Source organism: Sphingobium sp. MP9-4 (assembly GCF_005281675.1).
GTDB classification, from domain to species: Bacteria; Pseudomonadota; Alphaproteobacteria; order Sphingomonadales; family Sphingomonadaceae; genus Sphingobium; species Sphingobium yanoikuyae.
On sequence record NZ_LUFI01000029.1, the window covers coordinates 80345 to 90728 of the forward strand.

Annotated in this window: 7 protein-coding genes; 5 read left to right on the forward strand and 2 right to left on the reverse strand. The window is 63.0% G+C overall.

Going from position 1 to position 10384, the window contains the following annotated elements:
- Nucleotides 1–69 precede the first annotated feature (69 nt).
- The 4 genes from nusB (at nucleotide 70) to A0U87_RS09510 (ending at nucleotide 5986) form a co-directional block, all read left to right on the forward strand.
- Nucleotides 70–516 carry a transcription antitermination factor NusB gene (gene nusB, locus A0U87_RS09495; RefSeq protein ID WP_004208836.1) on the forward strand — a complete coding sequence of 149 codons (447 nt, stop codon included), beginning with the start codon at nucleotides 70–72 and terminating at the stop codon, nucleotides 514–516.
- A gap of 155 nt (nucleotides 517–671) precedes the next feature.
- Nucleotides 672–1589 (forward strand): thiamine-phosphate kinase, encoded by a 918-nt coding sequence (gene thiL / locus A0U87_RS09500; protein ID WP_048938105.1) that lies wholly within the window; start codon nucleotides 672–674, stop codon nucleotides 1587–1589.
- A gap of 227 nt (nucleotides 1590–1816) precedes the next feature.
- Complete coding sequence (locus A0U87_RS09505; RefSeq protein WP_048938104.1) at nucleotides 1817–3940, forward strand: sodium-translocating pyrophosphatase; 2124 nt, start codon at nucleotides 1817–1819, stop codon at nucleotides 3938–3940.
- Nucleotides 3941–3994: 54 nt separating this feature from the next.
- The gene (locus tag A0U87_RS09510; RefSeq protein ID WP_107917543.1) at nucleotides 3995–5986 is read left to right on the forward strand and encodes an alpha/beta fold hydrolase; all 1992 of its coding nucleotides are present in this window, start codon (nucleotides 3995–3997) and stop codon (nucleotides 5984–5986) included.
- Nucleotides 5987–6005: 19 nt separating this feature from the next.
- Here the strand turns inward: A0U87_RS09510 and A0U87_RS09515 are convergent, their stop codons facing one another.
- Nucleotides 6006–8120 carry a TonB-dependent siderophore receptor gene (locus tag A0U87_RS09515; RefSeq protein WP_048938103.1) on the reverse strand — a complete coding sequence of 705 codons (2115 nt, stop codon included), beginning with the start codon at nucleotides 8118–8120 and terminating at the stop codon, nucleotides 6006–6008.
- 274 nt (nucleotides 8121–8394) lie between these two features.
- Here A0U87_RS09515 and A0U87_RS09520 point away from each other — a divergent pair, with 274 nt between their 5' ends.
- Nucleotides 8395–9069 carry a DUF2490 domain-containing protein gene (locus A0U87_RS09520; protein WP_048938102.1) on the forward strand — a complete coding sequence of 225 codons (675 nt, stop codon included), beginning with the start codon at nucleotides 8395–8397 and terminating at the stop codon, nucleotides 9067–9069.
- Nucleotides 9070–9732: 663 nt separating this feature from the next.
- Here the strand turns inward: A0U87_RS09520 and A0U87_RS09525 are convergent.
- Nucleotides 9733–10384: hypothetical protein (locus tag A0U87_RS09525; protein ID WP_206366588.1), on the reverse strand; the 652-nt coding region annotated here is incomplete at its 5' end.

Here is a 10384-nt window from a genome sequence, read left to right on the forward strand (position 1 = left end):
TTCGAGCCTGTCGAGAACCGGTTATGCGGGCTTCTCGACAGGCATGATATTCACGGATTAGAAAGCCGCATGAACGACCGCTCCAAATCCCGCTCCGCCGCGCGCCTCGCCGCGGTCCAGGCGCTCTACCAGCTCGAAATGGAGGGCACGCCGCTCCATCTGCTGCTGCACGAATTCCACGAACATCGCCTGGGCGCGACGATCGAGGACGTGACCTATGCCGAAGCCGAACAGAATTTCTTTGATGACGTCGTGTCGGGCGTCGATCGCCGTCGCGCCGAGATTGACGGGCTGATCAGCGCGCGCCTGTCGAGCGGCTGGACCCTCGACCGCCTCGACAAGCCGATGCGCCAGATTCTGCGCGCGGGCACCTATGAACTGCTCGCTCGTCAGGACGTCGCCACCGGCACCGTCATCAGCGAATATGTCGACGTCGCCCACGCCTTCTACGACAAGCGCGAAGCCGGCTTCGTCAACGGCCTGCTCGACGGCGTGTCGAAGGACGTGCGGAAATAAGGTTGCACGGACGCGTTCTGTAATGGACGTCATCCCGGACTTGATCCGGGATTCATTCAGCGCTTCCTCGCCAACATAGCGCGCAATGGATCCCCGCGTCCGCGGGGATGACGGGTGATTTCTGTAGAAGCGGGTGCTGGGATAGAGATTATATCATGTCCGCCGAATCCCGCTTCCTCACCCTGCTGCGCCTGCTCGCCCATGATCCTGCCGCGCAGGGTTTGCAGGACGATGTCGCGGTGCTGCCGGTCGGTGGCACGCGCCTCATCCTCACCAGCGACACGATGGTGGAGGGCGTTCATTATCTCCCCACCGATCCGCCGGCCGATATCGGCTGGAAACTGGCGGCGGTGAATCTGTCGGACCTCGCCGCCAAGGGCGCGAAGCCCGTGGGCTGCCTGCTCAACTACAGCCTGTCGGGCGACGATGGCTGGGACGCTGCGTTCCTCGAAGGTCTGGGCGAGGCGCTGGAGCGCCATGCCATGCCGCTGCTCGGCGGCGATACGGTCAGCATGCCGGCTGGCGCGCCGCGCAGCTACAGCCTGACCGCGATCGGAGAAGCGACCAGCATGCCGGTCCCCAGCCGCGCCGGCGCGCAGGCGGGCGATCGCCTCTATGTCACCGGGCCGGTCGGCGATGCCGGCATTGGTCTCGACCTTGCCCGCGCCGATCCTGCCGCATCCGGCCCGCTGGTCGCCGCCTATCGCCGACCGCGCCCGCGCCTCGCCGAAGGAACATTGCTCGCCCGCCTCGCGACCGCGATGATGGACCTGTCCGACGGCCTGTTGATCGATGCCGCGCGCATGGGCGCGGCCAGCAACCTCGCCGTCACCATCGACCATATCCCGCTATCCCCGGCGCTCGAAAGCGTGCGCGGCGCCAGCACCGCGATCCAGCTCGCCGCCGCCCGTGCCGGCGATGATTATGAACTGCTTTTCGCGCTGCCGCCCGGTGTGTCGCCGCCGGTGCGCGCGATCCCGATCGGCCGTTTCGCAGAAGGGGCAGGCCTGACCCTGCTGATCGACGGCGCGGTCATGCCGCTGCCCGACCGGCTCGGCTGGGAACATGGCTGATCTGGATCATTGCGCTACCGGCTTGACGCGCGGCGCCTGACCTGTAGCTTCCTATCACCCTATTCTCAGCCGGTTGGAGCGCCCGATGCGCATCGTCCTGTTGCTGATTGACGCGGTGCCCGATGCCGGCGTTTCTCCGTCCGGCCGCCCGCTGTTGCGCCCTTCGCCCGCCCGTCATTCCCTGCGGAGCGATCGATGACAGCAACAATAGGGGGAGAGGAACAAGCATGCAGATAGTCCATATCGCCATAGGGTGCGGCCTGCTGGCCGTGCTCTACGGGCTTTTCACCAGTCGCCAGGTGCTTGCCGCACCGGCGGGCAACGATACGATGCAGGCGATCGCGGGGGCGATCCAGGAGGGGGCAAAAGCCTATCTTGGCCGTCAATATACCACCATCGCCGTGGTCGGCATCGTTGTCGCCGTCCTTGTCTTCCTCTTCCTCGGGATCACCTCTGCGGTGGGATTCTTGATCGGCGCGATCCTGTCGGGTGCGGCCGGCTTCATCGGCATGAACATCTCGGTGCGTGCCAATGTGCGCACGGCAGAGGCGTCGCGCGGCACGCTGCAGAGCGGTCTCACCGTCGCCTTTCGGGCCGGTGCGATCACCGGCATGCTGGTGGCGGGCCTCGCCTTGCTCGCGATCAGCACCTTCTTCTGGTATCTGACCGGCCCGGCCGGCCATGCCCCCGATGACCGGCTGGTGATCGACAGCCTGGTCGCGCTGGCCTTCGGCGCCAGCCTCATTTCCATCTTCGCCCGGCTGGGTGGCGGCATCTTCACCAAGGCGGCCGATGTCGGCGCCGACTTGGTCGGCAAGGTGGAGGCTGGCATTCCGGAGGATGATCCGCGCAACCCGGCGGTGATCGCGGACAATGTCGGCGACAATGTCGGCGACTGTGCCGGCATGGCGGCCGACCTGTTCGAAACCTATGTCGTCACCGTCGGCGCCACCATGGTGCTGACCGCATTGCTGGTAACCGGCGTCGACAACGCCTTCCTGATGCGTCTGATGGCCTTGCCGCTGATCGTCGGCGGCGTATGCATCATCACCTCGATCATCGGCACCTATATGGTCCGCCTGGGCGCCAGCCAGTCGATCATGGGGGCGCTCTACAAGGGTTTCTGGACCACCGCGATCCTGTCGATCCCGGCGCTCTGGTTCGTTACCCACTATACGCTAGGTGATCTCAACACGCCGTTCGGCACTGACCTGGATGGCGTTGGCGGCTATACCGGCATGGCACTGTTCTGGTCGATGATGGTGGGTCTCACCGTCACCGGGCTGCTGGTCGTAATCACCGAATATTATACCGGCACCAATTATCGCCCGGTTCGCTCGATCGCCAAGGCATCGGAAACCGGCCATGGCACCAACGTCATCCAGGGCCTCGCCATCAGCCTGGAATCGACGGCGCTGCCGACGATCGTGATCGTGGTCGGCATCATCGTCGCCTATCAGCTGGCGGGCCTGATCGGCATCGCCTTTGCCGCCACCGCGATGCTGGCGCTGGCCGGCATGGTGGTCGCGCTCGACGCCTATGGCCCGGTCACCGACAATGCCGGCGGTATCGCCGAAATGGCCCATCTCGATGACAGCGTCAGGGTGAAGACCGATGCGCTCGACGCGGTCGGCAACACCACCAAGGCGGTGACCAAGGGCTATGCCATCGGCTCAGCCGGCCTGGCGGCGCTGGTGCTGTTCGGCGCCTATACGGAGGATCTCAAATTCTACAATTCGGCCCTCGGCCTCACCGAGCCGGTCGATTTCAGCCTGTCCAACCCCTATGTCATCGTCGGCCTGCTGCTGGGGGCGCTGCTGCCCTATCTGTTCGGCGCGATGGGTATGACGGCGGTCGGCCGCGCGGCCGGCGACGTGGTCAAGGATGTGCGCGACCAGTTCGCCACCAACAAGGGCATCATGGAAGGGACGTCGCGCCCCAATTATGCCCGTACCGTCGACCTCGTCACCCGCGCCGCGATCAAGGAGATGATCATCCCGTCGCTGCTGCCGGTGCTGGCGCCGATCGCGGTCTATTTCATCATTGCGGCGGTCGCGGGCGTACCCAACGGCTTTGCCGCGCTGGGCGCCCTGCTGTTGGGCGTCATCGTCTCGGGGCTGTTCGTCGCCCTGTCGATGACGTCCGGTGGTGGCGCCTGGGACAATGCGAAGAAATATATCGAGGATGGCCATCATGGCGGCAAGGGCAGCGAGGCGCACAAGGCTGCGGTGACCGGCGACACGGTGGGGGATCCCTACAAGGACACAGCCGGCCCGGCGGTCAACCCGATGATCAAGATCACCAACATCGTCGCGCTCTTGCTGCTCGCGGCGCTTGCGCACGGCGCTTAACCCGGTTTTAAATCGCCGGACTGACGATGACCCCGCCCGGCAACGGGCGGGGTCATGTTTGACTGGGGGGTATGTTTGAAACCGATTCTATCCGCCGCAGCCTGCGCGCTCGCGGCTTTTGCACCTGCTGTCTCTGCGCAAACCGATGCGACCAAGGCCGACGCTGCCAAGGTGCCGGCGACCGTCGCCAAGACCTGGCCGATCGAGGCCTTCGCCGAACTGCCGGCAATGGATTCACCCGAACTCTCGCCTGATGGCGCGCGCGTCGCCGCGCGGATCGCGATCAAGGGCGTGCAGCAATTGGTGATCGCCGAAGTGAAAGGCGGCAATGTTCGCACCATGGGCCTGGGCGAAAATGACCTCAACTGGTGGCGCTGGGTCAATAATGACTGGCTGATCGTCGGCATCGGCGCAGAAACCAATGTGCAGGGCATGCCCTGGTCGATCAGCCGCGTCGCCAGCATCAAGGCGGACGGCACCAAGGCCAGCATCCTTGCCAAGGCTGTCGCCGCGCAAAATGGCGACGATGTCATCTGGGTCGCCCGTGATGGCAGCCCGCGCATCCTGCTCTCCTACCAGACCTCCATCTATTATGATGATCTTGGTTTCTGGCCGCAGGTCAGCGAGGTGGACGTCAGCACCGGCAAGATGCGCACCGTCGTTGCGTCGCGCCAATATGTGCGCAGCTGGTATGCCGATGCGACTGGCGCGGTGCGCATGGGGGTGGGCTATAATGACACGACCCGTTCCTCGAAACTGCTCTACCGCCCCGATGGTCGCGGCAGCTTCCGCGTGGTCGACAAGGCTAATCGGCGCCGCCATGAATCGCTGATCGTGCCGATGCTGTTCACTGCCGATCCGGGCAAGGCGATCGCCAGCGACGATCGCGACGGCACCGATGCCTTCTATGAACTGGACCTAGGCACGCTTGAATTGGGTAAAAAGCTCTATGAAGCGCCCGGCTTCGATCTTGGCGGGCTGGAGGTTGATGCCGCTGGCACCGGCATGGCGGGCGTGCGCTACACGGCCGACGCGCCAGCCGTTCACTGGTTCGACCCGACTTTGGCGAAGATTCAGGCGGATATCGACAAGGCCGTGGGCGATCGCCGCGCGCGCATCATCTCGACCAGTCAGGATTTGAAGAAACTGATCGTGCATGTCGGCGCCGCCAGTCAGCCGGGCGCCTATTATTATTACGACACCGACTATGGCGCCATGTCGCTGCTGTCGAAGGTCAGCGAGACGCTGGGTGTCCGGCCTCAACTCTCGCCGGTCAAGACGATCCGTTACAAGGCGCGTGACGGTCTGGAGATCGCGGCGGTGCTGACCCTGCCTTATGGCAAGGCGGCGAAGGATCTTCCTTTAATTCTGATGCCCCATGGCGGCCCCTTCGCCCGCGACGCGGAGACCTGGGATTGGTGGGTGCAGTTCCTGGCCAATCGTGGCTATGCGGTGATCCAGCCCAATTATCGTGGCTCGTCGGGCTATGGTACGGAATTCGCGGCCAAGGGCGAGGGCCAATGGGGCCGTGCCATGCAGGATGACCTCAATGATGCGGTCGATTGGGCAGTGAAGCAGGGCATTGCGGACGCCAAGCGGGTATGCGTCGTCGGCGCCTCCTATGGTGGCTATGCCGCGATGCGCGCGGCCCAGCGCGATGGCGGTAAATATCGCTGCGCCGTCTCCTATGCCGGCGTGTCGGATCTGGGCGCGATGATGCGCTATGACCGGCGATTCCTGAATTCCGGTGCCAGTGGCGACTGGCTGAAGGAGCAGGCGCCCGATTTTGCTGTCGTCTCGCCTATCAATTATGCGGCCGGCTTCTCGACGCCGATCCTGCTGATGCATGGCAAGAAGGACCGGCGCGTGCCGGTCGGCCAGTCCCGCGAGATGGCGGAAAAGCTCAAGGCTGCCGGCAAGATGGACGGCCGCGACTATATCTATGTCGAACAGCCGCTGGCCGACCATTTCTTCTCGCGCCAGGCCGACCGGCTGGAATTTCTCCAGCAGCTCGAATCCTTCCTGAAAGCGCATAACCCCGCCTGATCGGGGCGCGGCGCGACCGTCAGAAGTCGCGCCGCAATTCCAGGAAGACGGTGCGCGGCCGGCCGACAAAGGCGCCCTTGCGCGCGTCGAAGGTGGCGACGGCATAGGTCTTGTCGAAGATATTCTCGACCCGGATCATCGCTTCGGCAAAGCCCAGATCCTGGGTGATGCTGCCGTCGAACACGGTAAAGCCGGGAATATGCGCGCCGCGCCGGTCGATCTGCCCCGACACATATTGGCCGCCCAGCGCCAGCGCCGTGCCCCAGGCAGGGATCTGATAGCGGGACCATAGCCCGGCCTGATGATGCGGGGCGTTGGGGAAGCGGCCGCCGACGGCATTGTCGATCGTCGCGCCGTCTGCACTGTCGGTGATGCGCGCATCATTATAGGCGTAATTGGCGGTCAGCACCCAATTCTTGCTGAGGTCCGCCGCCAGCGTCAGTTCGATCCCCTTGCTGGTGACTTCGCCGACCGGCGACAGCTGGTCCAGGCCATTGACCGGTGCCAGATCGGGATCGACCTGCACGATGCCGTTGCGCACGATGTGATAGAGCGCGATCGTCGGCTGCAATTTGCCCTGCATCAGCTCGCCCTTGGCGCCGACCTCAAACTGGCGGCTGGCGATCGGGGCGAAGGGGCCGCCGACGGCCGGATTCTGGTTGCCGGGGCTTTGCGGCTCGAAGCTCTGGGCATAGCTGCCATAGAGGGACACGGACTGGACCGGCTTGTAGATGCCGCCGACACGCCAGCTCCAGCGACCGCCATCGGCATAGGCGCCGCCAATCTCGTCCTTGTCGTCGAACCAGTCATGGCGCACGCCGCCGATCAGGATGACATGCTCGCCAATATCGGCCTGCTCCTGGGCATAGACGCCGTAGCGATGGGCGCGCGACGCATTCACTTCCGGCGTCAGGCCGGCCAGGTCCGCCTCGGTCGGGTTGCTCAGGCCATAGACGGGATTGCTGAGCGACAGGCCCGGCAAGCCCTTGATCGTCACGCCGCTGAAATCCTGGGTCTCGCGATACCAGTCGGCGCCGACCAGCAATGTATGCTTGATCCCGCCGGTCTCCAGCCTGGCGATCATGTTGCTCGCCAGGCTAGCGCCCTCGATCGTGCGATGCTGCGAGCGAAATTCGCGTGGCTGGGTATCGACCACGCCATCGCCGTCGGTGTCGATCGGCCCCAGCGGCTCATGATAGCGCTGATATTCGGTATAGCGGAACCAGCGACCCGATGCATTGATGCTGACCGCATCCGACAGCCGGCTGTCGAGCCGTGCCTGCAGCACCGTGCCTTTCAGGTCCAGTCTGTCGTTTTTCTCATTATGGGTCCAGTTGCGATCGGCCAGGAAATTCCCGTCTGCATCGATCGCCACGCCGCGCAGCCGGTTGCCCGGCAGATCCTGGTCATAACGGGTCGCCTGCACCGTCAGGCTGGTGTCGGGCGCCAGCTTGAACTTCAGCCCGCCGTCCGCGACCAGGCTGCGACTGCCGGAAAAGCGCTGCACCGTGTCGAAACTTTCATAGAACAGGCCGGCGCGCCCGGCGACCACGCCATTTGCGTCGATCGGCCCGGTCACTTCGCCCGACGCGCCATAGCGATCATAATTGCCGACCACCGCGCGCACGGATGCGGCGAATTTGTCTTGCGGCTTCTTGGTGACATAATTGACCATGCCGCCGGGCGAACTGGCGCCATAAAGCATGCCGACCGGTCCTTTGAGAAACTCGACCCGGTCGATGCTGAACAGGTTCGGCACGGCGAAGCCCTGGAACGGGTCGCCGCGCAGCCCGTCATAGAACATCGATTCCTGCCGGAAACCGCGATAGGTAACGGTCGCATATTGGTTGGCGCTGACGCCGGCGACATTGCGATAAAGGTCGGTGATGTCGCGTGCGCCCTGGTCGCGGATCAGCTCGCTGGTGATGACCTGGACCGACTGGGGAATGTCCATCGGATCGGCCGGGATCTTGCCGATCTCGCTATCCTCGGCGCGATAGAGTTTCTGCGCGCGGGCGGTGACCAGGATGTCGCTGTCGCCGGCGGCTGCATCAAGCGGGGCCTGCGCCAGCACGGGCAGCGGTGCAAACAGGAAGGGGAGGGCGCAAAGGCGCGCGAGGCGGAGGCTGGGCAAGGCGACGATCCCGTTGAAATGGATAAGGAATGGAGCCGGTTCGCTCCTTCTGGCCTCTCCCCAATGTCGCTCGGCTAATGATATTGCGACGATATTGCAATATGTAACAGGCTGATTTGGCGTGACATGTTCCGGCCTGCCGAATGCCTGACGGAGGATGTGCGCATCAGCAATCGTCCGGACTGCCATTGTCACAAAATGGCAATCAAACTGACGCTGTCATGTAATCTAATCGTCATAGAGGCCCGCCAACCCTGTTGGAGAGCAATGCCCGATGCGCCGCCTGTCCCTCTGCCTTTTTGCCCTGATGGCGCTGCCCGCGACCGCCCATGCCAGCGAGGATGAGCAACTCTGGACCACCACCAGCGCGACGGTGAAGCTGTCCGATCATTGGCGCCTCCAGCAGGAGATCGTCGCCCGCTTTAGCAATGATCGGGATGGCCTGTACGAGATCGAGAGCAACACGCTGGTCGGCTACAAGCTCGACAAGCAAGTGACGGTCTGGGCGGGTTACACCCATGACCCGCAATATGATGGCGGCGATTTCACCGTGATGGAGCATCGCGCCCGCGAACAGGTGACGGTCGACAATATCCTAAAGCTTGGTCCGGTGTCGGTCAGCGCGCGGATGCGGATGGAGCAGCGCTGGCGCGAAGGAGTTGACGGCACCGCCTGGCGCCTGCGTCCCTATGTGAAGCTGACCATGCCCTTCAAGGAAGGCGGCAAGGCCGCGCTGATCCTCAGTCATGAAAGCTTCATCGATCTCAACAAGACCAATTTCCAGCGTGTCCAGGGCGAGGAGAGGATGCGCAACCTGATCGCGATCACCACGCCGCTCGCCAAGAATGTGAATGCGGAGATCGGCTATCTCCACCAGCATGGCTTCCGCCCCGATGCCGACGACAGCAACGACAATGTCGCCTCGCTCTCGCTCAGCTTCAGTTTCTGATCGCTGGATTGATTGGGGGAGTCCTGCGGCGAGTGCTGAAATAATCAACGCCGCCCCTTGGCAGGACGAAATTTGCGATGCTTTGGGAAATGGTGCCGGGGACCGAGCATTTGTCATGACAAACCTTTCCGATCTTCCGATCACATTTCACAAAAGCAACAATTTAATACAAGTTATACTACCAGTATCCGAAAATCGTAATTCAGGTTCGATCTCGAAGTCAATTATTTTATCAAATCATCTATAGATTATCTAATCGCCGTCAGGATCGTCCAGCAGTTCGCGTGTCGTGCCATTTGGCCAGCTCGACTTGGCATCGAGAGCTGTGTCAAAGAAGGGCCGACGGCGGCGGTGCGCCCCTTGGCCCACATGGCCAGTAGGCGACCGTCCGGATTAGAGCCGGGTTGCGGGGATAGCTGACGCTCTCTCGGACTCAATCACCGACCAAAGTGCGTCGCCCCCCGATCGGGCTTTGAACGGCAGCTTTCGCCAGGACAAGCGACCCGCTCAGCACGAAGCCGCCTGGCAGGTATGCGCCTCATGAGCGGTCATTCGCCGAACCAGCCGCAAATCCTGAAAGCGGACGTTCCTTCAAGCTGGGCCATCGGGCGAGATGGCAGCGCTCGAGCGTTAACCATGGTAAATGAACGCTCAATTGATTGGTCACGTTCTGCGCGGGAAAGATGCTCCTGCGACATCGTTCTGAACGCTGGCCCGCCAAGCCTCATCCCAGCCCGTGACTGCCGATGGGTCGAGACGCTCGACCATTCGGGCAAGTCGCTTCGGATTTGTTACTAGGCCGCCCACCGGCACGGAATGATGGCCCAGGCGAAGATGGACGTTCACCAACGCGCCGATGCCGGGCACGAGCAACACCTCAAGGTTCGCGGGCAGATGCCCTTGAGGAAGAAGGTAGCCGCGCTCGAAAAGCCTGCGATGTTGGGATCTCACGGTCCGGTGGGTCGACCTCGGCATCGCCTGGACGGTTCTGAGTTCGGACCGTCCGGCATTCCGCGCGGCGGCTCGGAACTGATGAAGCGCTTCGGCCATGCATATAACGCCGATCGCCGGATCGCCCCGTCGTGAGAGTCCTTCGATGAGGGTCTCCTCTCTTGCCAGCCGTTGCAACAGTGTGAGCACCGTTGCGACCTCCGCATCGTTCCAAATGTCGCGTCGCATATTTTTGTCCTGCTCTGTGAATCGGCGTGCAAAAAGAACCCCGTTAGCGGGGTGATCGGCGTCTAAAAGGGACCCCTCATTTCGATAGCTTACACAGTCGCGTGGAAGTTCATGCGGCGAGATCGGGATGTTGGTT

Bases quoted from the DNA above. Each gene is read 5' to 3' on its own strand.
- A0U87_RS09520 (WP_048938102.1), top strand. From the start codon at position 8,395: ATGCGCCGCCTGTCCCTCTGCCTTTTTGCCCTGATGGCGCTGCCCGCG.
- nusB (WP_004208836.1), top strand. From the start codon at position 70: ATGAACGACCGCTCCAAATCCCGCTCCGCCGCGCGCCTCGCCGCGGTC.
- thiL (WP_048938105.1), top strand. From the start codon at position 672: ATGTCCGCCGAATCCCGCTTCCTCACCCTGCTGCGCCTGCTCGCCCAT.
- A0U87_RS09505 (WP_048938104.1), top strand. From the start codon at position 1,817: ATGCAGATAGTCCATATCGCCATAGGGTGCGGCCTGCTGGCCGTGCTC.
- A0U87_RS09510 (WP_107917543.1), top strand. From the start codon at position 3,995: ATGTTTGACTGGGGGGTATGTTTGAAACCGATTCTATCCGCCGCAGCC.